Genomic DNA, 26,453 nt, shown 5'->3' with positions numbered 1-26,453 from the left:
ATCACCACACGTAGGCGAGGACTTCCCCGCCGACGCCCTTCTGCTCGGCCTGACGGTCGGTGAGGAGACCGGAGGAGGTGGACAGGATCGCGACGCCCAGGCCACCGAGGACCGTGGGCAGCTCGGTGGAGCGTGCGTACACGCGCAGACCGGGCTTGGAGACGCGCTTGATGCCGGCGATGGACCGCTCGCGGTTCGGGCCGTACTTCAGGGTCAGCGTGAGGGTCTGGCCGACACGGGCGTCGGAGACCTCCCAGCCGGAGATGTAGCCCTCGCGCTGGAGGATCTCGGCGATGTGCGTCTTGAGCTTCGAGCTCGGCAGCGACACGGTGTCGTGGTGCGCCGAGTTCGCGTTGCGCAGACGGGTCAGCATGTCTGCGACCGGGTCTGTCATTGTCATGAGTGTTTTCCTTTGTTCACCAGGTTTCGGATGCCGTTACACGGCATCCGACCTGTGGTGGGTGGTGTTACGCCTTGACCTCGGGAGCGGTGAAGGGGAAGCCGAGCTGACGCAGCAGCGAGCGGCCCTCCTCATCCGTCTTCGCCGTGGTCACGATCGTGATGTCGAAGCCGCGGACGCGATCGATCTTGTCCTGGTTGATCTCGTGGAAGACCGACTGCTCCTGCAGACCGAACGTGTAGTTGCCGTGCCCGTCGAACTGCTTGGGCGAGAGGCCCCGGAAGTCGCGGATGCGGGGCAGCGCGAGGTTCACGAGACGGTCGATGAACTCCCAGGCGCGGTCGCCGCGGAGCGTGACGTGCGCACCGATGGCCTGGCCCTCACGCAGCTTGAACTGCGCGATGGACTTGCGGGCCTTCGTGACGACCGGCTTCTGGCCGGTGATCTTGACGAGGTCGTCGACCGCGCCATCGATCACCTTGCTGTCGCGAGCTGCCTCGCCGACACCGGTGTTCACGACGACCTTCACGAGACCGGGGATCTGCATGACGTTCGGGTAGCCGAACTCCTCCTGCAGGGCCTTCTTGATCTCGGCCTGGTACTTCTGCTTCAGGCGGGGCTGGATCTTGCCAGCCGCCGCGGCAGTGGTGCTGCTCATGTTCAGAGGTCCTTGCCTGACTTCTTGGCGTACCGCACGCGGACGGTGCGCTTCACGCCGTCCTTCGTCTGGTCCTCGACCCGGTGGCCGACACGGGTCGGCTTCTTGGTCGAGGGGTCGACGACGGCGACGTTGGAGATGTGGATCGGGGCTTCCATCGTCTCGATGCCGCCCGTCTTGGTCCCGCGCTGGGACTGGCCGACGCGGTTGTGCTTCGTGACGTAGTTCACGCCCTCGACGATGACGCGGTTCTGCTCGACAAGGATCTCGAGGACCTTGCCCTGCTTCCCACGGTCGCCGCCGCGCTCGGGCTTGGCGCCCGTGATGACCTGAACCAGGTCACCCTTCTTGATCTTGGCCATGAGGTCAGATCACCTCCGGTGCGAGCGAGACGATCTTCATGAACTTCTTGTCGCGAAGCTCACGACCGACCGGACCGAAGATGCGGGTGCCGCGGGGCTCCCCGTCGTTCTTCAGGATGACGGCGGCGTTCTCGTCGAACTTGATGTAGGACCCGTCGGGACGACGGGTGGACTTGACGGTGCGGACGATGACGGCCTTGACCACATCGCCCTTCTTGACGTTGCCGCCGGGGATCGCGTCCTTGACGGTCGCCACGATGGTGTCGCCGAGACCGGCGTAGCGGCGGCTCGAGCCACCCAGCACGCGGATCGTGAGCAGCTCCTTGGCGCCGGTGTTGTCGGCGACCTTGAGGCGGGACTCTGTCTGAATCACTTTTTACTCCTTGGGTTCCAAGAAGGCCGAGGCCTTACTTGGCCTTCTCGAGGATCTCGACCAGACGCCAGCGCTTGGTGGCGCTCAGCGGGCGGGTCTCGTTGATGACGACCAGGTCGCCGATGCCGGCGCTGTTCGACTCGTCGTGGGCCTTGACCTTCGACGTGCGGCGGATGACCTTGCCGTAAAGCGGGTGCTTCACGCGGTCTTCGACCTCGACGACGATCGTCTTGTCCATCTTGTCGCTGACCACGTAGCCACGGCGGGCCTTGCGGTAGCCGCGGGCGTCGGCGTCACGGACGTCGGACGACGCCGACTCGTGACCCTTGGCCTGCACGGGAGCCTCGGCCACGGGGGCCTCGACCTTGGCAGCGGCCTTCTTGGCGGGCGCCTTCTTCGCTGCCGGGGCAGCCTTGGGCGCGGGGGCCTTCTTCTCAGTGTCAGCCATCACTCGGCCTCTTCCTTCGCGGCGTCGTCGGCGGCATCCGCCTTCTTGGCCTTCGTCTTCTTCGCCTTCGTCGCGACCTCCGCGGGGGCGGGCGTGGCACGGATGCCGAGCTCGCGCTCACGGATCACGGTGTAGAGCCGCGCGATGTCGCGCTTGACCGCACGGATGCGGCCGTGGCTCTCGAGCTGACCGGTGGCCGACTGGAAGCGCAGGTTGAACAGCTCTTCCTTGGCCTTGCGGAGCTCCTCGACGAGGCGCTGGTCCTCGAACGTGTCCAGCTCGCTCGGAGCGAGCGTCTTGGTACCGACAGACATTACGCGTCGCCCTCCTCGCGCTTGATGATGCGTGCCTTCAGGGGCAGCTTGTGAATGGCACGGGTCAGGGCCTCGCGAGCGAGTTCCTCGTTGACACCGGCGACCTCGAAGAGGACGCGACCCGGCTTGACGTTCGCGACCCACCACTCCGGCGAACCCTTACCGGAACCCATGCGGGTTTCGGCCGGCTTCTTCGTGAGCGGACGGTCGGGGTAGATGTTGATCCACACCTTGCCGCCACGCTTGATGTGACGCGTCATCGCGATACGAGCGGACTCGATCTGACGGTTCGTCACGTACGCGGGCGTGAGGGCCTGGATGCCGAACTCGCCGAAGGAGACCTTCGTGCCGCCGGTCGCCTGGCCGGAACGGCCGGGGTGGTGCTGCTTGCGGTACTTGACCTTGCGGGGGATAAGCATTATGCCGATGCTCCTTCTGCGGCAGGGGCCTCGCTGCGCGGGCCACGACGACGGTCGCCGCCACGGTCGTCACGACCGCGCGGTGCCTTCGGTGCGTTGGCCTGCTCGCGCGCGAGCTCCTTGTTGGTGAGGTCGCCCTTGTAGATCCAGACCTTCACGCCGATGCGGCCGAAGGTGGTCTTGGCCTCGTAGAACCCGTAGTCGATGTTCGCGCGGAGGGTGTGCAGGGGCACACGGCCTTCGCGGTAGAACTCCGACCGGCTCATCTCGGCGCCGCCGAGGCGGCCCGACACCTGGATGCGGACACCCTTGGCGCCGGCGCGCTGCGCGCCCTGCAGACCCTTGCGCATCGCGCGGCGGAAGGCCACGCGGGCGGAGAGCTGCTCGGCGACGCCCTGCGCGACGAGCTGTGCGTCGGCCTCGGGGTTCTTGACCTCGAGGATGTTCAGCTGGATCTGCTTGCCGGTGAGCTTCTCGAGGTCGGCGCGGATGCGCTCGGCCTCGGCGCCGCGGCGGCCGATCACGATGCCCGGGCGGGCGGTGTGGATGTCGACGCGGACGCGGTCACGCGTGCGCTCGATCTCGATCCCGCTCACGCCGGCGCGGTCCAGCTGCGTCTGCAGGAGCTTGCGGATCTTGATGTCCTCGGCCACGTAGTCGGCGTAACGCTGGCCCGGCTTCGTGGAGTCGGAGAACCAGCGCGACACGTGGTCCGTGGTGATGCCGAGGCGGAAGCCGTAGGGGTTGACCTTCTGTCCCATTACTTGCTCGCCTTCTTGTCGGTCGTGGTCGCGGTCTCGGCGACCGCGGGGGTTGCCAGTTCGACCGTGATGTGGCTCGTGCGCTTCTTGATCTGGAACGCGCGGCCCTGGGCACGGGGCTGGAAACGCTTGAGCGTCGTGCCCTCGTCGACGTACGCGTTGGCCACGTACAGGTCCTGGTCGTCCAGGAACTCGCCGTCCTTGTCCGCCTTCACGCGGGCGTTGGCCATGGCCGAAGCGACGAGCTTGTAGATCGGCTCGCTGGCGCTCTGCGGGGCGAACTTCAGGATGGCCAGGGCCTCCTGAGCAGGCTTGCCCTTGATGAGCGCGACGACACGACGAGCCTTCTGAGGGGTCACGCGGATGTGCTTGACGCGTGCGATGGATTCCACCATTTGTCTCCTCCTCTGTCCTCTCTGGGAACGCCCCGCGTTAGCGGCGGCGCCCCTTCTTGTCGTCCTTCTCGTGGCCGCGGAAGGTGCGGGTGGGCGCGAACTCGCCCAGTTTGTGACCGACCATGGTCTCGGACACGAACACGGGGATGTGCTTGCGTCCGTCGTGCACGGCGATCGTGTGACCCAGCATCGCCGGGATGATCATCGAACGGCGCGACCAGGTCTTGATGACGTTCTTGGTACCGGCTTCGTTCTGCACGACCACCTTGCGAAGCAGGTGCTCGTCGACGAAGGGGCCCTTCTTAAGGCTGCGAGGCATCTTCCTCTACTCCTACTTGCGCTTCTTGCCGGCGTTGCGACGACGGACGATGTACTTGTCGCTTTCCTTGTTGGCGTGGCGGGTGCGACCCTCAGCCTGGCCCCAAGGAGTGACGGGGTGACGACCACCGGACGTCTTGCCCTCACCACCACCGTGCGGGTGGTCGACCGGGTTCATGGCGACACCACGCACGGTCGGGCGGACGCCCTTCCAGCGCATGCGGCCGGCCTTGCCCCAGTTGATGTTCGACTGCTCGGCGTTGCCGACCTCGCCGATCGTCGCACGGCAGCGCGCGTCGACGTTGCGGATCTCGCCCGAGGGGAGACGCAGCTGGGCGTACGGGCCGTCCTTCGCGACCAGGCGCACGGAGACGCCGGCCGAGCGGGCGATCTTCGCGCCGCCGCCGGGACGGAGCTCGATCGCGTGGATGACGGTACCGGTCGGGATGTTCTTCAGCGGGAGGTTGTTTCCCGGCTTGATGTCCGCGGACGGACCCGACTCGACGACATCGCCCTGCGACAGCTTGTTCGGCGCGAGGATGTAGCGCTTCTCGCCGTCGAAGTAGTGCAGGAGCGCGATGCGCGCGGTGCGGTTGGGGTCGTACTCGATGTGCGCGACCTTGGCGTTGACGCCGTCCTTGTCGTTGCGACGGAAGTCGATCACGCGGTACTGGCGCTTGTGGCCACCACCGATGTGACGGGTCGTGATGCGACCCTGGTTGTTGCGACCGCCGGTCTTCGACAGCGGACGCAGCAGCGACTTCTCGGGCGTCGACCGCGTGATCTCGGTGAAGTCGGCGACCGACGAACCGCGACGACCCGGGGTCGTGGGCTTGTACTTGCGAATAGCCATTTTCTGTCCTCTATCCCGACCGTCAGCCGACTGCCGTGAAGATGTCGATGGTGCCCGACTTCAGCGTGACGATGGCGCGCTTGGTGTCCTTGCGCTTGCCCATGCCGAAGCGGGTGCGGCGGGCCTTGCCGACGCGGTTGAGCGTGTTCACCGAAGCCACCTTGACGCCGAAGATCTTCTCGATGGCGAGCTTGATCTCGGTCTTGGTCGCGCGGTTGTCCACGAGGAACGTGTACTTGCCCTCGTCGATGAGCGAGTAGCTCTTCTCCGAGACGACCGGCTTCAGGATGATGTCGCGCGGGTCCTTGTTCACTGCGATGTTCGCGGTGCTCATGCCGAGACCTCCTCGGTGACGCCGGCCTTCGCAGCGACGAACGCGTCGAAAGCGGCCTTGGTGAAGACGATGTCGTCGGAGACGAGCACGTCGTAGGCGTTGAGCTGGTCGAACGTCAGCACGTGCACGTACGCGAGGTTGCGCACGCTCTTCGTGGCGAGCTCGTCGTCGCGGTTGATGACGACCAGCACGTTCTTCGTCGGGGCGAGCGCCGAGAGGACCGTCACAGCGGCCTTCGTCGACGGGGCACCCTCGATGCCGAACGAGTCGATGATGTGCAGACGGCCACCGCGAGCACGGTCGCTGAGCGCGCCCAGCAGGGCGGCGGCGATCATCTTCTTGGGGGTGCGCTGCGAGTAGTTGCGCGGCTTGGGGCCGTGCACGATGCCACCACCGGTCATGTGCGGCGCGCGGATCGAGCCCTGACGGGCGTTACCGGTGCCCTTCTGCTTGAAGGGCTTGCGGCCGGCGCCGGAGACCTCACCGCGACGCTTGGTCGAGTGGGTGCCCTGGCGAGCCGCCGCGAGCTGCGCGACGACGACCTGGTGGATGAGGGGGATGTTCGTCTTGACGTCGAACAGCGCGGCGGGAAGCTCGACCGAACCGGCCTTCTTGCCGTCGGCGCTGTGGACGTCGAGCGCGAGAGTCGAGTCAGCCATGATCAGGCACCCTTCACTGCGTTGCGGACGTAGACGATGCGGCCACGCGCACCGGGGACGGCGCCCTTGACGAGCAGCAGACCCTTCTCGGCGTCGATGGCGTGCACTGTGAGGTTGAGGACGGTCACGCGCTCGCCACCCATACGGCCGGCCATGCGCATGCCCTTGAAGACGCGGCTCGGGGTCGACGATGCGCCGATCGAGCCGGGCTTGCGGTGGTTGCGGTGCGCACCGTGCGAAGCGGAGACGCCCTTGAAGTTGTGACGCTTCATGACACCCGCGGTGCCCTTGCCCTTGCTGGTGCCGACGACGTCGACACGCTGGCCGGCCTCGAAGACGCCGTCAGCGGTGAGCTCCTGACCGAGTGAGTAGTCAGCAGCGTCCGCCGTGCGGATCTCAGTGAGGTGGCGACGCGGGGTCACGCCGGCGGCCTCGAAGTGGGCCGTGAGCGGCTTGTTCACCTTGCGGGGGTCGATCTGCCCGTAGGCGATCTGAACCGCGTTGTAGCCGTCCTTCTCGGGCGTGCGAACCTGGGTGACCACGTTCGGGGCGACCTCGATGACGGTGACGGGAACGAGCTTGCCGTTCTCGTCCCAGACCTGGGTCATGCCGAGCTTCGTGCCCAGCAGGCCCTTGGAAACCTTGGAGTTGATATCAGCCATGTCGACCTCAGAGCTTGATCTCGATGTTGACGTCTGCCGGGAGGTCGAGTCGCATCAGCGAGTCGACGGCCTTGGGCGTCGGGTCGATGATGTCGATGAGGCGCTTGTGGGTGCGCATCTCGAAGTGCTCGCGGCTGTCCTTGTACTTGTGGGGCGACCGGATGACGCACACGACGTTCTTCTCGGTCGGAAGGGGCACGGGGCCCACAACCGTCGCGCCCGCACGGGTCACGGTGTCGACGATTTTGCGCGCCGACGTGTCGATGACCTCGTGGTCATACGACTTCAGGCGAATGCGGATCTTCTGTCCCGCCATTGTCTGCTCACTCTCTTTCTCGCGTCATACCTCTGGGGCATCGGACGCACGGGGCGCTTGCGCGCCGGGCACTTCCCATCGCGGTGGCGATGGATGCTGCACCGCTGTTCTGATGTCAATCCGCAGGTCACCCTGCGGTATCCGCTCCCCCGGACGCACACAGGCGATCCCGTCTCCGGGTGGGGTGTTGGATTGGTGTTCTGACTGCCCGCGGCCTAGGACCCTGCGCTCATGCGCCGCCTATGCACTGCCCTGGCAGTGATCCGACGCACACCGAAGCGGCATCAGAATGTGGAACTTCCCTAGTCTACGTGTCGCCCGGGCGTGTCGCAAACTCGGGCGTGTCGCGTTCGGCGTGTCTCCCGCCGAACCGGGCGGAAGGGTGTGAGCGGGACGGGCCTTGGGGGACGCCCGCCCCGCTCACGAGGTGCGAGGCAGAGCCCCGCGGCCTCCGAAGACACATCCGCGGGGGTCGGCGAGGTGCGTCGACGATGAGTCGACGCGGCGGGCGCGCAACAGCGTTACCCCAGCGACGCGTGCAGCGCCCATCCCCCACCTGCCCCCAACTGCCGCCGGCCCCAAGTCCCGACGACGACGGATGAGCTCCCAAGCCCACCGGCGGCCCGCCCTCACCCCCCGGATCGGACGAGAACCGCCACAGGCGAGGCTAGAAGGACGAGGGCCGCGCCGTCAAGGATTTTCCCGCGGAGGGATGGCAAAAGGGGGATGCCGGCCGGCATCCCCCTTGCTGCACTCCGGGCTACTCGTTGCCGATCTTCGCATCGATCCCGTCGCGCACCTCGTCGACCTTCGCGTCGACCGAATCCGGCGCGACGCTCTTGACGAACTCGGCGGCCGCGTCGAGGACCTTGTCGCTGACGTCCTCGGCCTGGTCCGAGTTCAGCGTCTCCTCGATCTTGTCCTTGTTCTGCTCCAGGAAGTCCTTGCCCTGGTTGACCAGATCGTCGATGCCCATATCTGTCCCTTTCGGTGGGGTGGTGCTGGACGGTACCGGACGGTGCCGGCCGCTGCCGACAGTCTGGCCCGAACGCCCGGCGCCCGGCAAGACCAGAAGGCGCGCTCCCGGCCGACGGCATCCCCCCCGGACAGCACGAAGCCCCCCGGGCGGACCCGGGGGGCTTCGTGAGGTGTCGGAAGACCTACTTCAGGATCTTCGTGACCGTGCCGGCGCCGACGGTGCGGCCACCCTCACGGATCGCGAAGCCGAGGCCATCCTCCATGGCGATCGGCTGGATCAGCTCGACCGTCATGTCGGTGGTGTCACCGGGCATGACCATCTCGGTGCCCTCGGGCAGCGTGATGACGCCGGTGACGTCGGTGGTCCGGAAGTAGAACTGCGGACGGTAGTTCGTGTAGAAGGGGTTGTGACGGCCACCCTCCTCCTTGGACAGGATGTACGCCGTGCCCTCGAAGTTGGTGTGGGGCGTGACGGAGCCCGGCTTCACGACGACCTGGCCGCGCTCGACATCGTCGCGCTTCAGACCACGGAGGAGAAGACCGCAGTTCTCGCCGGCCCAGGCCTCGTCGAGCTGCTTGTGGAACATCTCGATACCCGTGACCGTGGTCTTCTGCGTCGGGCGGATGCCGACGATCTCGACCTCGGAGTTGATCGCGAGCGTGCCGCGCTCGGCGCGACCCGTGACGACCGTGCCACGGCCGGTGATGGTGAAGACGTCCTCGATCGGCATGAGGAACGGCTTGTCCTTGTCACGCACCGGGTCGGGGATGGACTCGTCAGCGGCGTCCATCAGGTCGAGGATGGACTGGGTCCACTGCTCGTCGCCCTCGAGAGCCTTCAGCCCCGAGACGCGGACGACCGGCGCGTCGTCGCCGGGGAAGCCCTGGCTGGACAGCAGCTCGCGGACCTCGAGCTCGACGAGCTCCAGGATCTCCTCGTCGTCGACCATGTCGGCCTTGTTCAGCGCGACCATGAGGTACGGCACGCCGACCTGCTTGGCGAGCAGCACGTGCTCACGCGTCTGCGCCATGGGGCCGTCGGTGGCGGCGACCACGAGGATCGCGCCGTCCATCTGGGCCGCACCGGTGATCATGTTCTTGATGTAGTCAGCGTGACCGGGCGCATCGACGTGCGCGTAGTGACGCTTCGGGGTCTCGTACTCGACGTGCGAGATGTTGATCGTGATGCCGCGCTGACGCTCCTCGGGAGCCGAGTCGATCGACGCGAAGTCACGCTGCACGTTGGTCGCGGACGGGAACTTGTCAGCGAGCACCTTCGAGATCGCCGCGGTGAGCGTCGTCTTGCCGTGGTCGACGTGACCGATCGTTCCGATGTTCACGTGCGGCTTGGTCCGCTCGAACTTGGCCTTAGCCACTAGGTCCTCCTCAGGACGGTCGTGTAGAGGATCCGGTCGCTGGATTGCGACCGGTGCTCTACGGGGATGTAGTCAGTGTAGTTGACAGTTCAGTATTCAGTTTGGGCGGATGCCGAGAGCCGGAGCCCCCGGCATCCGAAGGGGAGGGTTACTCGCCCTTGGTCTTCTGGACGATCTCGTCCATGACGTTGCGCGGGACCTCGGCGTAGCTGTCGAACTCCATGGAGTAGACGGCACGGCCGGAGGTCTTGGAGCGCAGGTCGCCGATGTAGCCGAACATCTCGGACAGCGGCACCAGGGCCCGGACGACCTTGACGCCCTGGGCGTCCTCCATCGACTGGATCTGGCCGCGACGGGAGTTCAGGTCGCCGATGACGTCGCCCATGTACTCCTCGGGCGTGCGCACCTCGACGGACATGAGCGGCTCGAGGATGACCGGGTTCGCCTTGCGGACGGCCTCCTTGAAGCCCATCGAGCCGGCGATCTTGAACGCCATCTCGGAGGAGTCGACGTCGTGCGACGCACCGTCCATGAGGATGGCCTTCACGCCCACCATGGGGTAGCCGGCGAGCACGCCGACGTTCATGGCGTCCTGGAAGCCCTGGTCGACCGGCGCGATGTACTCGCGCGGGATGCGGCCACCGGTGACCTTGTTCTCGAACTCGTAGATCTTGTCGGCCGTGACCTCGAGGGGCTCGAGGGCGAACTGGATCTTCGCGAACTGACCCGAACCACCGGTCTGCTTCTTGTGCGTGTAGTCGTGACGCTCGACGGTCTTCTTGATCGTCTCGCGGTACGCCACCTGCGGCTTGCCGACGTTGGCCTCGACCTTGAACTCGCGCTTCATGCGGTCCACGAGGATGTCGAGGTGCAGCTCGCCCATGCCCTTGATGACGGTCTGACCGGTGTCGGAGTTCTGCTCGACGCGGAACGTCGGGTCCTCCTCCGCGAGCTTCTGGATCGCGAGACCCAGCTTCTCCTGGTCGGCCTTGGTCTTGGGCTCGATGGCGACTTCGATGACCGGCTCCGGGAACGTCATCGACTCGAGGACGACCTGGTTGGCCGAGTCGGAGAGGGTGTCACCGGTGGTGGTGTCCTTCAGGCCGATGACGGCGTAGATGTGGCCGGCCGTGACCGAGTCGACGGGCATCTCCTTGTTGGCGTGCATCTGGAAGATCTTCCCGATGCGCTCCTTCTTGCCCTTCGTCGCGTTGACGATCTGCGCACCGGAGTCGAGGTGACCCGAGTAGACGCGGATGTAGGTGAGGCGGCCGAAGAAGGGGTGCGTCACGATCTTGAACGCGAGCGCCGCGAACGGCTCGTCGCGGTCGGCGTGCCGCTCGATGATGATCTCTTCGTTCTTGGGGTCCTTCGCCTCGATGGCGGGGACGTCCAGCGGCGACGGCAGGTAGTCCACGACCGCGTCGAGCATCGGCTGCACGCCGCGGTTCTTGAACGCCGAGCCGCACAGCACGGGGTACAGCTCGCCGGCGACGGTGAGCTTGCGGATCGCGCCCTTGACCTCGGCGACCGTCAGGCCCTCGCCGCTGAAGTGCTTCTCGAGGAGCACCTCGTCGGACTCGGCGACGGTCTCGAGCAGCATCTCGCGGTACTCGGCGGCCTTGTCGACGAGGTCGGCGGGGATCTCCTGGACCTCGTACTTGGCGCCCATGGTGACATCACCCTTGGAGTCGCCGGGCCAGACCAGGGCGCGCATCTCGACGAGGTCGACGACGCCGACGAAGTCGCTCTCCGAGCCGATGGGCAGCTGGAGCACGAGGGGCTTGGCCTTCAGGCGGTTGATGATGGTGTCGACGGTGAAGTAGAAGTCCGCGCCGAGCTTGTCCATCTTGTTGACGAAGCAGATGCGCGGGACGTCGTACTTGTCGGCCTGACGCCACACGGTCTCGGACTGGGGCTCCACGCCCTCCTTGCCGTCGAAGACGGCGACGGCGCCGTCGAGGACGCGCAGCGAGCGCTCGACCTCGACGGTGAAGTCGACGTGACCGGGGGTGTCGATGATGTTGATCTGGTTCTTGTCCCAGAAGCACGTCACAGCGGCGGACGTGATGGTGATGCCGCGCTCCTGCTCCTGCTCCATCCAGTCGGTGGTCGCGGCGCCGTCGTGCGTCTCACCGATCTTGTGGTTGACGCCCGTGTAGAACAGGATGCGCTCGGTCGTCGTCGTCTTGCCGGCATCGATGTGAGCCATGATGCCGATGTTGCGGACCTTCTTGAGGTCGGTGAGCACTTCTTGTGCCACGGGGTGTCCTTACGTGTAGTGACGGATGTCGCGGGGCGACCGGCCGGCGGGGTGCGCCGGCCGGTCGCCGATTCGCCGGTTTACCAGCGGTAGTGCGCGAAGGCGCGGTTCGACTCGGCCATCTTGTGGGTGTCCTCGCGGCGCTTGACCGCGGCACCCAGGCCGTTCGAGGCGTCGAGGATCTCGTTCTGCAGACGCTCGGTCATCGTCTTCTCGCGACGGCCCTTCGCGTAGGAGACGAGCCAGCGCAGCGCGAGCGTGTTCGCGCGGTGCGGCTTGACCTCGACCGGAACCTGGTAGGTCGAGCCGCCGACGCGGCGGCTCTTGACCTCGAGGGTGGGGCGGACGTTGTCGAGCGCCTTCTTGAGCGTCGCGACGGCGTCCTGGCCGTTCTTGGCCTCGACGCCGGTGAGGGCGCCGTAGACGATGGCCTCGGCGATCGACTTCTTGCCGTCGACGAGGATCTTGTTCACCAGCTGGGTGACGATCGGAGCGCCGTAGACCGGGTCGTTGACGACGACGCGGCGAGGTGCGGGTCCCTTACGAGGCATGTTCCTTAACCCTTCTTCGCGCCGTAGCGGCTGCGAGCCTGCTTACGGTTCTTGACGGCCTGGGTGTCCAGGGCGCCGCGGACGATCTTGTAACGCACACCCGGGAGGTCCTTGACACGGCCGCCGCGGACGAGCACGAGCGAGTGCTCCTGCAGGTTGTGGCCCTCGCCGGGGATGTAGGCGGTGACCTCGGTGCCGTTGCGGAGCTTGACACGGGCGACCTTGCGCATGGCCGAGTTCGGCTTCTTGGGCGTGGTCGTGTAGACGCGGGTGCAGACCCCGGCCTGCTGCGGGTTCGACTTCAGTGCCGGCGCCTTGGTCTTCGAGACCTTCGGCGAACGGCCCTTGCGAACCAACTGCTGAATGGTTGGCACGTTCTCTCCTTGTGAATGCTGCACGGTGACAGCGTCGTGGTTTCACCACAGATCCACCGGCGCAGCGCGAACGCGCCGTGCTTTCGTGGTGGATATGCCGTGGGGGTGATCTGTTCGCAGATCATTCCCTGAGATGCGGCGCCTCGGTCTCCCTGCCTGGCGACTCGGCTCGGGGCCGAGGCGCGACGCAGGGCGCGCGTGAGCGCACACCCGGTCAATCATACGCTCCCCGCGGGAGGCGGTCAAACGAGGGCGGGGTCAGCGGTCCGCGCGCGCGAGCGTGACCTGCGCGTCGCCGAGGCGGAACCGATCGCCGGCGGGGACCGGCGAGCCCGGGCCGATCTCCTCCTCGGTGCCCATGAGCGTCGGGATCAGGACCCCGTTGGTCGAATGCAGGTCGGTCACGTGCCACCCGTCGCCCTTCAGCTCGAGTCGCGCGTGGGTCTTGGAGACGGTGCGGGTGCGGTCGTCCACGACGACGAGCTGCGCCCGCGGAAACGCCGGGTCGGGCGCCGGCTGGCGACCGAGGATCACGACATCCGCGACGAGCGCGACGGTGCGCCCGGCGGCGGTCAGCTTCCAGGTCGGCCGGCGGCGGCGCGCGATGACGGTCTGCTCGGCGTCGTCGTCGTCATCCTCGCCTTCCGGCTCGGGCGGGCGCTGCTGCGCGGACACCGACCGCCGGGCGGACAGCGGGGTCCCCGCGGCCGGGGAGCCCACGACGGCGGAGACCTCGCCGGACATCTCCGGGAAGGCGTCCGGGTCGTACTCCGCCGAGCGCGCGGGCGCCCATGCGGGCGGCGGCGCCGCGGGATCGGTCGCGGGCACGCGGGTCACGGGCGCGTCGCCGTGGATGCTCGGGACGGCGGATTTCCGGCCCGGCACGAAGGTGATGGGGCCCGCGGCGGGGGACACTGGCGGCGGGGTGTACGGGCGGGCGGAGGCCGCGCTCGGCGGGAACGGGGACGGGTGCACCGCGGAGACCTCGTCGACCTCGGACGGCCACGACGTGTCGTCGCGCGCCGCGGCCACGGGTGCGGGGGGCGTGCGGCGCTCCGCGGCGGCGGCGTCGTCGGCGCCGGGCGCGATGGGGGCGGGCCCGTTGGGGCCGGGCACGATGGGGGTGGGCGCGATGGGGCCCGGCACGATGGCGATGGGCGCGGTCGGCGGGCGCCACGCCTGGGCGGGCTCCCCCGCGTCGCCCGCGGGCGCGAAGGCGGCAGCGGGCGCTCCGGGTGCGGTCGCCGGGTCGGCGACGGACGGGACGGGCGGGACGGCCCGCGACCCCGCCGGCGGGGCCGCGGAGGCGGCGGCGCGCGCGCCGAGCCAGCGGGACGGCCCGAACCCGAGGATGCTGGCCCAGACGACGAACAGCACGGCGGCGAGCACCGTCATCTCCGTGCCGTAGCCGAAGCCCGGGTTGAGGCGGTGCGCCGCGACGGTCTGCAGCACCCACAGGGCGAGCGGACCGACGAGCGGCAGGAACACGAGCAGGACGAGCCAGGGGTTCAGACCGCCCCAGCGCAGGACGGTCGCCTGGTTCAGGAGGGGCACCCAGCCCTTCCACGGCTCCTCGCCCATCTTCCGGAACATCGCGGCCAGCGCCAGCGCGGTCCACACGTACAGGGCGACGCCGATCGCGAGCGAGAGGAGGCCCAGGAGGGGCGTCAGCGAGTCATCCAGGAGCGGGCTGATCATGGTTCGGTCCGGCGGCCTGCGGGCCGACGGCTCCCCCTCTCGGTTGTCTGGGCGCGGGTCCCGCCGAGGCGGGCGAACGATCTCAACGATACGGCGGCGAGCCAGCGGCGCCAGAGACCGGTCGCCATCCCGCGGCGCTCGGTCTCGACGATGCGCCAGAACTCGTCGGCTTCGGCGGGGGTGATCCCCACCGGCGAGAAGACGGCCTGGTCGGCGGCTTCGGCGAGGACGGTCCCGGAGGGCGTCGCGAGAACCCCTGCGGCCTCCGTCCGGGTGAGGTGCCCGGGGGTCGCGCGGCCGGCGTCGGCGGCGGCATCCACGTACTCCTCCCAGCCGCCCGCGACGCGGGCGACGGGATCCTCCGCGCGGCGGCGGCCGCGGCGGCGCAGCGCCTTCGCGGCGACGATGAGCAGCAGCGGCCCGACGAGGATCGTGAGGACGCTGACCCCCACGCCCAGCCCGCGCAGGGTCGCCCACAGCCAGGTGAGGTCGAGGGCCGGGTCGCCGCGGTCGGCGCGGGTGGTGTCGTCCTGGCCGGGGCGCGGCGGCACGACCTCCTCGACGACGTCGGGGCGGACCTCCGTCGCGACGCGCGGGTCGCGCTGCTCGGCGACCTGCAGCGACGGCGGCTGAGTGTGCTGGGGCGTCACGTCGACGGCGATCCACTCCCCCGCCGACGAGCGCACCTCCACCCACGCGGCGAGGTCGCCCGAGCGGCAGACGCCGTCCGTGCAGACGGGGAGCCCGGGTTCGGCGGTCAGCCGCGCGCCGTACACGATCCGAGCGGGGAAGCCGAGCTCCTGGGCGATCAGCGCCACCGCGACGGAGAACTGCTCGTCGTCGCCGATCGCCGCCACGAGGCCGCCGTCGACCTCGTTCTCGCGCTCCAGCAGCGCCTCGAACATGTCGTCGACGCGTCCGAGCGAGTGGCCCGAGGTGGAGGGCACGAACCGGTAGCCGTCCAGGCGCCCCATCCACGCGGTGTCGGTCTCGTCGGTCAGGGCGTGGCTGAGGTAGCCGCGGGTGCGCAGCAGGTCGACGAGCGCCTGCAGCGCCGCCCCGCCCGTGCCGGCGGCGTGCTCGTCGACCCAGCGGCGCAGGCTCGTGGGCGCCTCGACCTGGGATGTCACGCCGCCCGGCGCGGCGGCCTCGGCGAGGGTCGTCGCCGGGACCTCGGTCCCGCGGAGGCGGTAGCTGTCGCCCTCCCGCCATCCCGCCGTCTGCACGGCCGCCCCGAGCTCGGCGCTGTAGTAGAAGCCGTCCGCCAGCGTCGCGGCGCGGGGGGCGTCGAACCGCGCCGAGGCGAGCGCCCCGATCGTCGGCATCCAGATCCCGGTCAGCGAGCCGGCCTCCACGACGGCGTCGACGGCATCGCCGGGACCGGGGTCGCGCATGGCCGGGACGCGCGCGAAGCGGCCCCCGGCGCCCGACGAGCCGGTGCGGAACACGGCGCCGTCGTAGGTGTCCAGGGTCGCCAGCCGGATCCGATCGGGGAGGGCGGGGCCGGTGACGGTGAAGACGACGTCGTCGATCGCGTCGTCGGTGAAGAGCGTGCGGTACGCGGCGAGCGGGCTGAGCGCCCGCGACAGCTCGACCTCCGGGCCGACGGCGTCGCGGAGGACGTGCCGGTCGGCGGACTGCGCCGCCCCGGGGACGACGAGGGCGACGCCGAGCGCGGCCACCGCGACCATCCCGACGCCGAGCGCCGCGCGCCGGGCGTCCGCGCGCGAGCGGCGGCGGAGCCGCCCGCCCCCGGCATGCGCCGCACGCTGCAGCGCGTCCTGCCGCTCGTGCCGGCCGCGCCAGGCGAGCCACAGGACGCTCGCGAGCAGCGCCGCGACGCCGACGATCGTCTCGGCGGGTGCGGCGATCGTGAGGGGTCCGAAGTCCCACGGTCCGCTGACGGACCGGCGGCCGAAGATCAGCCCGAACCCGGTCATCGCGAGGGCCATGGGGACGGCCGCGTAGGCGATGCGACGGTGCTGCCACGCCAGCTGCAGCGCGACGCAGGTGCCGCAGAGGAAGACCACGAGCGCGGGTACGAGAAGGTTCCGGTACGAGCCGACCGGCAGAGGGACCGTCAGCAGGTCCTTCCACCCGACGACGACCCCCGCGGCCAGCTCCCCCAGGCCGCGCAGCAGCTCTCCGGAACTGCCGGTGCGCCCCGGGACGGCGAGCGGGACGCCGACGATCAGCAGCGTGAGGGCCAGCAGGCCCGCGGTCGCCCAGCCGCTCCAGCCGCGACGGGCGATGAGCACGGCGAGCGCGGCACCCAGCAGCGACCCGGTGCCGACGACGAGGACGAACGCCGGGGCGCGGTAGATCGGCCAGGCCGCCACGGCCGCCAGAAGGATCATGACGATGACGTATGCGGTGCCGGCGACGTAGCGGCCGCGCCATTCCTCGGGCGCTGCGGCGTGGCGCGGGCCGCTCACGACGTCGCCGATCGGAGGAGGAGGCCCGCGAGGTCGTCGAGGGTGCCCACCGTGATGGCCGTGAACGGGCGGAAGACCTGGGAGCGCGGATGCGCCTGCTCGTCGCACACCACGACGAGCAGCGCCGTGTCGGCGGGGAACGCGAGCGCGGCGCGGCGCAGCCGCGCGGGGCCGCCTGTCGATCCCGTGACGATCACCGCGATGGAGAGCCGCTCGTTCGCCTCGGCCGTCAGCCGGCAGACGTCCTCGAGGGCCATCGTGTTGGCGAGGCGCGCCACGCCGCTGAACCCGTCCAGGAGCGGCCGGGGCGCCCCGGACGGGATATGCCGGATGGCGCGCAGGCGGCCGCGCACGACGCGCGGGATCTCGGCACCGACGACGATGTCGAGGTCTCGCGCGTCCTGCACGGCGCGGACGGACAGGGACGCGGCGCAGCTGACGGCGAGCTCGAACTCGTCCGCGGACGCGTACTCCGCTTCGGCGAGCCCGAGGACGACGGCCATGCGGGAGCGGCGGGATTCCTCGTACTGCCGCACCATGAGCCGGCCGGTCTTGGCGGTGGACTTCCAGTGGATCTGCCGACGGGCGTCGCCGGGCGCATACTCGCGGATCGCGTGGAAGCTCATGTCGGCATCCACGAGCCGCCGCGTCGGGCTGCCGTCGAGGTCGCGGATGAGCCCGGCGCTCGTGGACGGCAGCGCGACGGTCCGCGGATGCACGTACAGGTCGTGCCGGTCCTCGAACGCGCGCTCCCGGCGGAGCAGGCCGATGGGGTCGGAGCGCACCGTCGTCGCGGGACCCACCGGCACGATCCCCCGCGGCTGCGGCGGGATGTCGAACGCGTGCACGATCTCCTGCCCGGGACGCAGCATCGGCACCCCGAACTCGACCAGCCCGGCGTCCACGGGCACGTCGATGCGTCCCGGCAGCGCGACACGGGACCCCGCGTTGCGGACGACCACGTGGGCGGCGACGCCGGTCCCGGCGACGACGCGCTCGTGCGCGAGCGCCAGGTCGATGTCGTACGCGCGGGCGCCGAAGAGGAACGGGACCGTCATCGCGAGCAGCACGAGCGCGACGACGCCCGCGGCGATCCACTCGACCCAGCCCAGCGCGAGGCCCGCGGTCAGCCCGACGGTCGCGGCCAGGAGGACGAGCGCCCCCGCGGGCCGCACCGTGCGCCCCGCCGCGGCGGCGGTCAGGCGCGCCGCGCGCCGCAGCATCCGCCACAGCCCGGTCGCCCACACGGCGAGGCCGACGAGCGCGCGGGAGCGCGGGGTGGTCACCTCGGTGCGCTCCCCCGACCCCGTCGAGGTGAGCGTGCGGGTCACCCGGCTGTCGGTCCCGCGCTGATCGAGGCTCGTCACGGTATGTCTCGGCGGGTCGGGGGTGGGACGTCGAGGAGCACCTGGCCGATGACGGCCTCCTGCGTGACCCCGTCGAACTCGGCTTCGGGATGCAGGATCAGGCGGTGCGACAGCACGGCGACGGCGAGGCGCTTGACGTCGTCGGGGGTCGCGTAGGTGCGTCCCCGCGCGGCGGCGCTCGCGCGGGCCGCGCGGGTGAGGGCGAGCGCCCCCCGGATGCTGACACCCAGGCGCACCTCGTCGGCGGAGCGCGTCGCCTCCACGAGCCGGGCGATGTAATCCAGGACCAGCGCGTCGGCATAGACGTCCGCCGCGAGCTCCGTCATCCCCACCAGCGCGGCGGGCGTGACGACGGGCGGGAGGTCGTCGGTCGCGACGGCCGCGCGGTCGAGGATCCGCACCGTCGCGGCGTGGTCCGGGTAGCCGAGCGACGTGCGCATGAGGAAGCGGTCGAGCTGGGCCTCGGGAAGCCGGTACGTGCCCGCCTGTTCGATGGGGTTCTGCGTCGCGAGCACGAGGAAGGGACGCCCCACCGCGCGGGTCACGCCGTCGATCGTGACCCGCGACTCCTCCATGACCTCCAGCAGCGCCGCCTGGGTCTTGGGGCTCGCCCGGTTGATCTCGTCGGCGAGCACGATGTTCGCGAACACGGGCCCGGCGTGGAAGTCGAAGGCGCCGGTCTTCTGGTCGTACACCGTGATGCCGGTGATGTCGCCCGGCAGCAGGTCGGGCGTGAACTGGATGCGGGTCGTGGTGCCCTGGACGGACTGCGCGACGGCGCGGGCCAGCGAGGTCTTGCCGGTGCCCGGGACGTCCTCCAGCAGCACGTGCCCCTCGCTGAGCATCGCGGTCAGGATCAGCTCCACGACATGACGCTTGCCGAGCACGGCGCGCTCGACGTTGTCGGCCAGCTGGCCGAAGGTCTGCGCGAACCAGGTCGCCTGCTCCTGCGTGATGGTCATTCGTCGTCCTCGTCTGTCAGTCGCCGGGGGGAGGCGATGGGGCAGGGCTGCAGGTGGCGGAGAACTCGGCTGCCGCCGGACGCAGACCCCAGCCGCGTTCCACCCAGTCCACCACGACCCCGATGCCGGTGACGCGCACCGCGGCGTCCGGGACGATCCAGGGGTCGGTGCCGGGGGCGAGCTCGGCGCCGGCCGCGTCGTAGTACCGCATGCCGACGGCGGTGAAGTCGACTCGTGCGAGGGAGTCCGTCGACGCGGCCTGCGGCACGAGGCGGGCACCGCCGTTGCAGGCGTCGACCCACCAGCGCGCCTGCACCTGGTAGGGGGCGCTGCCGCGCGCGGGGGTCACCGCGCCCCACGCGGACTGCCACCACCCGGAGACGTGCTCGTAGCGGACCGTGATGCCCGGGTCGGTGTCGAAGACGCCCGAGGGGTAGCCGCGGAAGGCGGCGACATTGTCATAGGGCGGGGTCTCCCGCGATGTGGGGACGGAGTCGATCGTCCACCGGGCGCGCTGACCGTCCACATGCGGCGTCGGCCCGACGACGAAGGTGAAGCCCTCCGGGGCGGCCGTGGACTGCACGGCGCGCACTTCCGCGGTGGTCGTCGAGCGCCCGAAGGACCGGCCGTCGAACCACGACTCGACGCACAGGACGAAGGTGTAGAGGCGTCCGTCGGGGAGCCCGCGGAACTCCGCGGTGCGCCCGCCGGGGGAGGCGACGCACGGCTGACCGTCCCGCACGATCCCCCAGCGAAGCTCGGACCCGTCGCCGTTCAGGCTCGCCGAGCCCACTGCGGAGACATCGGTCCGCCCGCCGCCCGCGGCCGTCGCCGTCAGCGCGAGCCCGAGGTCGACCGGCGCGCCGATGCCGCTGGCGCTGGCCGTGAGGGATTCGATGACGGGGGCGGCGCCGGCGACCGGCGGCACCTCGAAGCGGGAGCGCGGCGTCACCGTGATGGGTGTCGCCGTGTTCGCGCCCACCCGGAACGACGGGACGGTCACCGCGGTCTGCCCCTCCGCGACGGCCACCGTGATGGTCTCGCCGGCAGGGCTGGCGATCTGGAGCGACCCCGTGTCGGAGGCATCCACGCCCGTGATGGCGAGCGACACGAGGCCGCCCTCGCCACTCGTGACGAGCGGGGCCGCGGTGACCGCGCGCGGCGGCACCGGCGGGTCGTACGCCCAGGCGACCGTGCGGACGGACGTCCGCGAGACGCCGACGGCGTTGACGGCCACGACCTCGAATTCGCGCCGCTCCCCGTTCGGCGCGGTCAGGGCGGGGCAGACGCCGGCGTCCGTGCACTGCGCCACGACCACCCCGCCGTGACGCACTTCGAAGCCGCGGAGCGCGGGATAGGCGCTGCGCGCGGCGCCGGGGTCGACGCGCAGGGTGAGGGAGGCGTCGCCGTAGGCGGATTGGACGACGCTCGCCGGCGCCTGCGGGTACCCCTGCAGGTCGAGGAGGATGGCGCCGTCGCGCTCCCCGGCGCTCAGCCGGTCCTGCGCGTCGCGGACCGAGAAGGAGGCTGCGCAGGTCGCGCCGGGCGCGTCCGCGGTCCAGGAGGCGGTGACCGTGCGCGCCGAGGCGACGGTGAAGGTGACCCCCGTGCAGACGCCGCGGGGGGCGACGGCCACGACTTCGAGCGGGGTGGAGGGCAGCGGGTTGACCTCGCCGGCCGCGCCGATCACCGTGATGGTGCACTGGGTCCCGCTGGACTGGCTGCACAGCTGCTGCACCGTGCCGCCCTGCGGCAGCACGGAGGGCGCGGCGCCGACCCGCAGGATCATGCGCGCGGGCGGAACGCCGGCGTGGCTCAGGACCTCGACCGTCACGTACTCCGACGTGCCGGGTCGGGCGTCGTCGCGTGCCGCGACGGTGAGCACGGCGCCGCGGAGCTCGATGTCGAACGAGGCGGCGGTGTCCTCGACGCGGTACTCGATCGCCTCCGCGCGTCCCTGCCAGGTCGTGAGCTCGCCGAGGTCGTAGGTCTGCGACTCCCCCGGTGCGACCGTCATGGAGGCGGGGCTGAGCGTCGGCTGCGGGTCGAGGGGCGTCACGGTGACGGGCACCGGCAGCACGGTCCAGCCGCCCTGACCGGCGAGACGCACCGACACGAGGCAGGCGTCCGTCCACGGCGCCCCCTCCCCGGCCGTGTAGCGCACCGTCGTGCCCCGCACCCGTTCGCAGACGGCGGCCGCGCGCGCGCCGGACGCGCGCACGTCGCCGATCTCGAGGTCGGTGCCGCGGGGGCGGGCGACGAGGTCGGCCATGTCGGCCGTCTCCGCCTCGCCCTCCCCGACGACGAGCGGCGGGATGCCGGAGCGGAGCGTCAGCGGCGGGTCGGCCTCGGCCGGCAGGCGCAGGAAGGCGTAGGTCGTGACGGGCCCGTCGGATGTCTGCCCCGTGACGGAGAACGGGATGATGCGCGCCTGCTCGGTGAGCTCGCCCCGCAGGCGATCGCCGTCGACCTCGACGCCGCGCGGCGACCGCCACAGCCCGAGCGCGAGCTCGTCCACCTCGCCGCCGGACCAGGTCACCTTGCCGCCGAGCACATCCACGCCGGTCGCGAAGTCCTCACGGTCCTCGACGGTGAGGACGGTGTCGGCCACGATCGGGTAGTCCGGCACACGCTCCCGGACGACGCGCACGACGATGAGACCCCGTGCGGTGTTGCGCGAGGACGACTCGACGTCGTACAGGAAGGCCATCGTGGTCGGTTCGGTCCCCGCGGCGATGGTGACGGTGTCGTCGGTGACGGAGAGGATGCGGCTCTCCAGCAGCGCGTACTCCTCGGAGGGCGTTCCATCGGCCGCGGCAGCGGGGACGTCCGGTCGCACGTCCGTGAGCGTCAGCTTCCCCCGCATGGGGTCGAGGTCGTTGGACAGGGGCCGGACGTGGATGACGTTGCCGTCGCCCTGCTGGACGTGCACGTAGTCGGTGTAGGTCACCGGTCCCGGGTTGGCATCCCCGGTGAGCACGCCGACCCGCACCGTCGCCTCGCCGGTCGCGCCGGCGGCGTCCACGACGCGGTAGCGGAAGGAGTGCTGACCGCTGTCGCCGGCCACGCTCGTGTAGACGATCGATGCGCCGTCCGCCGAGATGGCGGCCGACCCCACATCGGGCTGGTCGACGATACGGTCCAGGCGCACGACGTCGCCGTCGGGATCCATCCCGAATCCGTCGAACGGGATGGTCGAGGACAGCCCGCTGACGACCCGGCCGGACAGGTTCGCGGGCAGCGGGGGACGGTTCGCATCGTCGGCGAGCGCGCGGATACGCACGGTGGCGGTGTCGGTCAGGGTCGGGGAACCGGTCGTGAAGACGTCGTACTCGACGGTGTAGGTGCCGGGCGTGGTGGGCGCGAGGTAGCGGAGCAGGTCGCCGGATGCGAACGCCAGGGCGCCCTCGCTGGAGGACACGACCGACTCCGGGTCGATGCGGGGGCGGGCCCCCGACGGCGCGAAGTCGTTGGCGAGCACGGGGATGTCGACCTGCGACCCGGCCCGGACGACGACGGTGTCGTCGACGGCGATGGGGGCGATCTCCGGAGGCGGGGGCAGCAGGTAGACCGTCGCGAGCCCCTCCACCGACGCACCCTCGTCGTTCGTGCCGTCGCTGACCCGGTAGGCGACGGTGCCGAGGAGCCCCGGCTCCGCCGTCGCGGTCGTGCCGGAGACCCGCAGCTGGCTCTGCGCGACGGCATCCACCGACAGGGTCGCCCCCGGTGCCGGGAACGCCACGACGTCGCTCAGCAGCAGCACCCGCCGCGTGGGATTGGACACGGCGGCGAACACGTCGATGGTCGCGTCGGCCTGCGGGCGGACGAACGCGATGACGGGTGCGGTGGACAGCTGGGCGGGGGCGTCCGCGGGGAGCAGCGTGATGCGGGCGGTGCCGGTCGCCTCGCCGCCGCCGACGGCGACGGTGAGCGCCACCCGGTACGTGCCCGGCTCGGTCGTCGAGAAGTCGAACTGCGTCGTGCCGCCGACGACGGTGGCGGTCGCGGCGGCGTCGTCGAGCACGCGGGCGGCCGTCAGCGTCATCTCCCCCGCCGCGCCGGTCACATGCGGCGCGACATCCACGGTGAGGCGCGAGCCGGCGATGTCGACGACGGCGAAGGACTGCACCGTCGGCTCCGGTTCGCCGACGACGCGGATGACGAGCGTCCGCGTCGCGCTCGCACCGTGCGTGTCCGACACCGTGTAGCTGAGGGTGATGCTCTCGTCCCGGCCGGTCGCGTCGCTGTGCTGGTAGACGAGCTCGCCGCTCGGAACCCACGCCACCTTGCCGATGCCGGAGGTGTTCACGACGCTGCTCAGCAGCATGGCGTCGCCTTCGGGGTCGACCCAGTCGGTGAGGACGGGCAGCGTGAGCGTCCCGCCGCGGGGCAGCTGCGGCGTCACGGCGCTCTGCCGGCATCCCGGGACTCCGCACCAGACCGGCGCGGAGTTGGCGGCCTCCGCCGCGACGGTGAGCGTCACGCTCGCGGGCTCGGAGGTGAGGCCCTTCTCGGCGGTCCCGTCCGAGACGGCGTAGGAGAAGGTCGCCGTGCCGCGCGCGTCGGACGCGACGCGCACCGCGAGGCGCTGGCGGTCATCGGTGGTGGTCAGGACGCCGAAACCCGGGTCGAGGCCCGTCACGGAGGTCGGGTCGACGGCGAGGACATCCTCGTTGGGGTCGTGGTCGTTCAGCAGCACGGGCAGCGGCACCAGCGCACCCGGGCGGACGCCGAACGCGTCGGGGACCGCGACCGGCGGCCGCGGGTCGATGACGGCCGGCGGCTCCTCCTCGCTGGTCTCGGCGGCCGTCTCGGTCACCTTCTCGATGTCCCAGCGCTGACTGGAGGGCAGGAGCCGGGCATCCTCCACGGTCCACACCCACCCGGACCGGGCGTCGTTGAGCACGAGGGCGTCACCGGTGTCGAGGAAGACGGGGCGACGCTGCGGACCGAGCTCCGCCCCGGCGTACTCGAGGGGACGGATCCGTCCGGCGTCCCACAGCGCGCCGGGCCCCGCGCCTTCCGGAAGCCAGGCGGCGTACACCCCGCCGTCCCGGATGACGGGGCGGGCGGGCGTCCCCCGCACCGTGGTTCCGGGAGGCACGATCTGCTCGGTGCCGCCGTCGACGCCGACCCGCACGAGGCTGCTCTGATCCGCGAGATACACGGCGTCGCCGTCCGGGTCGGGACGGCTCAGCACGACCGCGCCCTGCGTCGGGGCCTGCCCGCCCTCGTCGGCGCCGCGGGCCCAGAATCGCCCGTCGCCGGCGTCGACGAGGACCCAGTCCTCACCGGCCGCGGTCAGCGCCGGAAGATCCGGGTCGGCGGCGACCGGATCCTCGCCCCGCACGGTCGAGGAGACGACGTCGAAGCGCAGCACGGCATCCGCTGTCGACGAGTAGCCGAACAGCATCCCCTCCGGGTCCACGGCGATGGCGTCCGCCGTGTACGGCACGCGGTCCTCGTCATCCGGTGACCCGAACGGGTCCACCCGGGCGAAGGACCCCGTGGAGAGCCGGCCCGCGTACACGGCGCCGGTGTCGGTGCGGTAGGCGACGAAGTCCCCCGCGCTGACCGCCTCGCGCGTCCCCGCCGGGGCGGAGTCCGCCTGCTCGAGTCCCTGCGCATCGAGGTCCACCGGCGCCGCCTCGTCGATGCGGATGACCTTGCTGTCGCTGTCGGTGAACATGTAGGCGCCGGTGTCGGCCTGCACGATGCGCGTCGGGTTGGCGACGCTTCGCACCGTGTCGAGCTCGCCGATGGCCGTGTTCACGCGGGCGTAGCGGAGGCCGTCGCTCTGCAGCACCCACACCGAGGCATCCTTCGGGGGTGTGTCCTGCGCGTCGAGGCCGGGCCACACGATGCTCATCCCGGTGACGAGCGCGACGGCGAGGGCGCTCGCGGCGAGGCCGACGACGGTGCGGCGTCGCATCAGCGCCCGCCCAGGAGGACGGCCGCGACGACGACGATCACCGCGACGACGACGACGGCGCCCACCGCCCACGGCCAGATCAGCCGCCGGGGCGGCGGGCCGCCGGAGATCGCGGAGTCCTCATCACGCCCGCGGGGCGGGCCCGAGTCCGTCCCGCGGCGCCGGCGGGTCTCGTGCGGCACGGTGGTGCGAACGGGACCGCGGACGCGCGCGTCGGCGAAGTCGACCTCGTCCGAGACCGGCGTCCACTCCTCGGTCGGCACCTCGAGCGGTGTCGGGGCGATGCCGAGACTCCGCTGCACATCGCGGACCGCCTCGCCGAACTCGCGGGCCGTGCGGTACCGCTGGGCGGGGTCGCGCGCCATCGCCGTCGCGAGCACGCGCTGCAGATCGTCGGGCATGTCGGGGCGCTGGACGGGGATGAAGGTGGCGCGCGCGATGCGCCGGCGGAGGTGCTCGCGGGTGTTCTGGCCGCGCTCACGGCGCTCGAACGGGCTGTGCCCGGCCAGGAGGGAGTACACGGTGGCGCCGAGGCTCCAGACCTCGCTCGCCACCGTGCCGGCGGTCTGCTCCGCGATCACCTCGGGCGCGCTCCACGGGATCGACATGGCCAGCACCTCCCCCGGGGTGTGCCGCAGCAGCGAGGCGGAGATGCCGAAGTCGGCGAGGACGGCCGCGCCGAACGTCGTGACGAGGATGTTGCTCGGCTTGATGTCGCGGTGGATGAGCCCGGCCCGGTGCGCGGACTCGAGCGCGCCGGCGAGCCGCACGGCGATCGTCATGACCTCCTCGACCGGGATCCGCTCGATGCGGTATCGCTGCGCGAGCGAGCCGGGGCAGTACTCCATGACGATGTACGGCCGTCCGTCGGCGGAGATGCCGGCCTGGTAGACCGTGACGATGGCGGGATGTGCGGACAGGTGCGCGAGGACGTCGGCCTCGGCGTTGAACATGCGGAGCAGGTCGGGGTCGCGCTCATCGGTCGGCAGCACTTTGACGGCCACGGCGCGACGGGGCATGTCCTGCTGGTAGAGGAACACGTCGGCGAAACCGCCCGATCCGAGGGGCCGCACGTAATCCAGGCCGGGGAGGATGGGCGGCGACGACGGGAGCCTCTGTGCCATGCCACCCCTCACCGGTCGACGGAAAAAGACGCTGTGCCACGCGGATGCCGGGTGGCCGTCCTCTGCGGCGAGTCCGGCCAATGCTAACAAAGGCGGGCCGCGCCGGGCGGGGCGCTGCGGG

Annotated in this window: 26 protein-coding genes; all 26 read right to left on the bottom strand. The window is 70.6% G+C overall.

Features of this window, described 5'->3' with window-relative positions:
* Position 1: 1 nt before the first annotated feature.
* The 26 genes from rpsH to MSA03_RS02850 all read right to left on the bottom strand — a co-directional run bounded on the left by rpsH (position 2) and on the right by MSA03_RS02850 (position 26,332).
* Positions 2-400 carry a 30S ribosomal protein S8 gene (rpsH, locus tag MSA03_RS02980; RefSeq protein ID WP_028496521.1) on the bottom strand — a complete coding sequence of 133 codons (399 nt, stop codon included), beginning with the start codon at positions 398-400 and terminating at the stop codon, positions 2-4.
* Positions 401-467: 67 nt separating this feature from the next.
* On the bottom strand, positions 468-1,058 hold the full coding sequence (gene rplE, locus MSA03_RS02975) for a 50S ribosomal protein L5 (protein ID WP_028496522.1): 591 nt from the start codon (positions 1,056-1,058) through the stop codon (positions 468-470).
* A 2-nt stretch (positions 1,059-1,060) separates the two neighbouring features.
* Positions 1,061-1,420, bottom strand: a complete 360-nt coding sequence (gene rplX, locus MSA03_RS02970) for a 50S ribosomal protein L24 (protein WP_028496523.1) — start codon at positions 1,418-1,420, stop codon at positions 1,061-1,063.
* Positions 1,421-1,424: 4 nt separating this feature from the next.
* A complete protein-coding gene (gene rplN, locus MSA03_RS02965; RefSeq protein ID WP_028496524.1) occupies positions 1,425-1,793 on the bottom strand; it encodes a 50S ribosomal protein L14 in 369 nt (122 codons plus the stop codon).
* Between the two features lie 34 nt (positions 1,794-1,827).
* The gene (gene rpsQ / locus MSA03_RS02960; RefSeq protein WP_147049689.1) at positions 1,828-2,130 is read right to left on the bottom strand and encodes a 30S ribosomal protein S17; all 303 of its coding nucleotides are present in this window, start codon (positions 2,128-2,130) and stop codon (positions 1,828-1,830) included.
* Positions 2,131-2,240: 110 nt separating this feature from the next.
* Positions 2,241-2,555, bottom strand: coding sequence for a 50S ribosomal protein L29 (gene rpmC / locus MSA03_RS02950; RefSeq protein ID WP_028496526.1), 315 nt, complete (start codon positions 2,553-2,555; stop codon positions 2,241-2,243).
* Positions 2,555-2,974: a 50S ribosomal protein L16 gene (rplP, locus tag MSA03_RS02945; RefSeq protein ID WP_018171451.1), complete on the bottom strand. Its 420-nt coding sequence runs from the start codon at positions 2,972-2,974 to the stop codon at positions 2,555-2,557. Before rplP ends, rpmC begins: the two co-directional genes overlap by 1 nt.
* Positions 2,974-3,735, bottom strand: coding sequence for a 30S ribosomal protein S3 (rpsC, locus tag MSA03_RS02940; protein WP_028496527.1), 762 nt, complete (start codon positions 3,733-3,735; stop codon positions 2,974-2,976). The genes rplP and rpsC overlap by 1 nt, the downstream gene beginning before the upstream one ends.
* Complete coding sequence (gene rplV, locus MSA03_RS02935; protein ID WP_036272812.1) at positions 3,735-4,130, bottom strand: 50S ribosomal protein L22; 396 nt, start codon at positions 4,128-4,130, stop codon at positions 3,735-3,737. Before rplV ends, rpsC begins: the two co-directional genes overlap by 1 nt.
* Positions 4,131-4,167: 37 nt before the next feature.
* On the bottom strand, positions 4,168-4,449 hold the full coding sequence (gene rpsS / locus MSA03_RS02930) for a 30S ribosomal protein S19 (protein WP_017201589.1): 282 nt from the start codon (positions 4,447-4,449) through the stop codon (positions 4,168-4,170).
* A gap of 12 nt (positions 4,450-4,461) precedes the next feature.
* On the bottom strand, positions 4,462-5,301 hold the full coding sequence (gene rplB, locus MSA03_RS02925; protein ID WP_028496529.1) for a 50S ribosomal protein L2: 840 nt from the start codon (positions 5,299-5,301) through the stop codon (positions 4,462-4,464).
* 22 nt (positions 5,302-5,323) lie between these two features.
* Positions 5,324-5,635, bottom strand: a complete 312-nt coding sequence (gene rplW, locus MSA03_RS02920) for a 50S ribosomal protein L23 (RefSeq protein WP_036272814.1) — start codon at positions 5,633-5,635, stop codon at positions 5,324-5,326.
* Positions 5,632-6,294, bottom strand: a complete 663-nt coding sequence (rplD, locus tag MSA03_RS02915) for a 50S ribosomal protein L4 (protein WP_028496531.1) — start codon at positions 6,292-6,294, stop codon at positions 5,632-5,634. Before rplD ends, rplW begins: the two co-directional genes overlap by 4 nt.
* Positions 6,295-6,296: 2 nt before the next feature.
* Positions 6,297-6,956 carry a 50S ribosomal protein L3 gene (rplC, locus tag MSA03_RS02910; RefSeq protein ID WP_028496532.1) on the bottom strand — a complete coding sequence of 220 codons (660 nt, stop codon included), beginning with the start codon at positions 6,954-6,956 and terminating at the stop codon, positions 6,297-6,299.
* 7 nt (positions 6,957-6,963) lie between these two features.
* Positions 6,964-7,272 (bottom strand): 30S ribosomal protein S10, encoded by a 309-nt coding sequence (rpsJ, locus tag MSA03_RS02905; protein WP_005050520.1) that lies wholly within the window; start codon positions 7,270-7,272, stop codon positions 6,964-6,966.
* A 760-nt stretch (positions 7,273-8,032) separates the two neighbouring features.
* Positions 8,033-8,248 (bottom strand): Rv0909 family putative TA system antitoxin, encoded by a 216-nt coding sequence (locus tag MSA03_RS02900; RefSeq protein WP_028496533.1) that lies wholly within the window; start codon positions 8,246-8,248, stop codon positions 8,033-8,035.
* A gap of 184 nt (positions 8,249-8,432) precedes the next feature.
* On the bottom strand, positions 8,433-9,626 hold the full coding sequence (gene tuf, locus MSA03_RS02895) for an elongation factor Tu (RefSeq protein WP_028496534.1): 1,194 nt from the start codon (positions 9,624-9,626) through the stop codon (positions 8,433-8,435).
* A gap of 148 nt (positions 9,627-9,774) precedes the next feature.
* On the bottom strand, positions 9,775-11,889 hold the full coding sequence (gene fusA / locus MSA03_RS02890; RefSeq protein ID WP_147049569.1) for an elongation factor G: 2,115 nt from the start codon (positions 11,887-11,889) through the stop codon (positions 9,775-9,777).
* Positions 11,890-11,969: 80 nt separating this feature from the next.
* Positions 11,970-12,440 (bottom strand): 30S ribosomal protein S7, encoded by a 471-nt coding sequence (rpsG, locus tag MSA03_RS02885; RefSeq protein WP_028496536.1) that lies wholly within the window; start codon positions 12,438-12,440, stop codon positions 11,970-11,972.
* Positions 12,441-12,445: 5 nt separating this feature from the next.
* The gene (gene rpsL, locus MSA03_RS02880) at positions 12,446-12,814 is read right to left on the bottom strand and encodes a 30S ribosomal protein S12 (RefSeq protein ID WP_013584051.1); all 369 of its coding nucleotides are present in this window, start codon (positions 12,812-12,814) and stop codon (positions 12,446-12,448) included.
* Positions 12,815-13,072: 258 nt separating this feature from the next.
* Positions 13,073-14,512: a DUF5684 domain-containing protein gene (locus MSA03_RS02875; protein ID WP_147049568.1), complete on the bottom strand. Its 1,440-nt coding sequence runs from the start codon at positions 14,510-14,512 to the stop codon at positions 13,073-13,075.
* Positions 14,509-16,947 (bottom strand): transglutaminase domain-containing protein, encoded by a 2,439-nt coding sequence (locus MSA03_RS02870; RefSeq protein WP_092896989.1) that lies wholly within the window; start codon positions 16,945-16,947, stop codon positions 14,509-14,511. Before MSA03_RS02870 ends, MSA03_RS02875 begins: the two co-directional genes overlap by 4 nt.
* Entirely contained in the window at positions 16,944-18,314 is a 1,371-nt protein-coding gene (locus MSA03_RS02865) for a DUF58 domain-containing protein (protein WP_147049567.1), read from the bottom strand. Before MSA03_RS02865 ends, MSA03_RS02870 begins: the two co-directional genes overlap by 4 nt.
* Entirely contained in the window at positions 18,311-19,276 is a 966-nt protein-coding gene (locus MSA03_RS02860) for an AAA family ATPase (RefSeq protein WP_028496540.1), read from the bottom strand. The genes MSA03_RS02865 and MSA03_RS02860 overlap by 4 nt, the downstream gene beginning before the upstream one ends.
* 16 nt (positions 19,277-19,292) lie before the next feature.
* On the bottom strand, positions 19,293-25,208 hold the full coding sequence (locus MSA03_RS02855) for an Ig-like domain-containing protein (protein WP_147049566.1): 5,916 nt from the start codon (positions 25,206-25,208) through the stop codon (positions 19,293-19,295).
* Positions 25,208-26,332, bottom strand: a complete 1,125-nt coding sequence (locus MSA03_RS02850) for a serine/threonine-protein kinase (protein ID WP_147049565.1) — start codon at positions 26,330-26,332, stop codon at positions 25,208-25,210. Before MSA03_RS02850 ends, MSA03_RS02855 begins: the two co-directional genes overlap by 1 nt.
* Positions 26,333-26,453 lie beyond the last annotated feature (121 nt).

This window comes from Microbacterium saccharophilum (genome assembly GCF_007992455.1).
GTDB classification, from domain to species: domain Bacteria; phylum Actinomycetota; class Actinomycetes; order Actinomycetales; family Microbacteriaceae; genus Microbacterium; species Microbacterium saccharophilum.
This window is presented reverse-complemented; position numbering and strand designations above follow the sequence as displayed.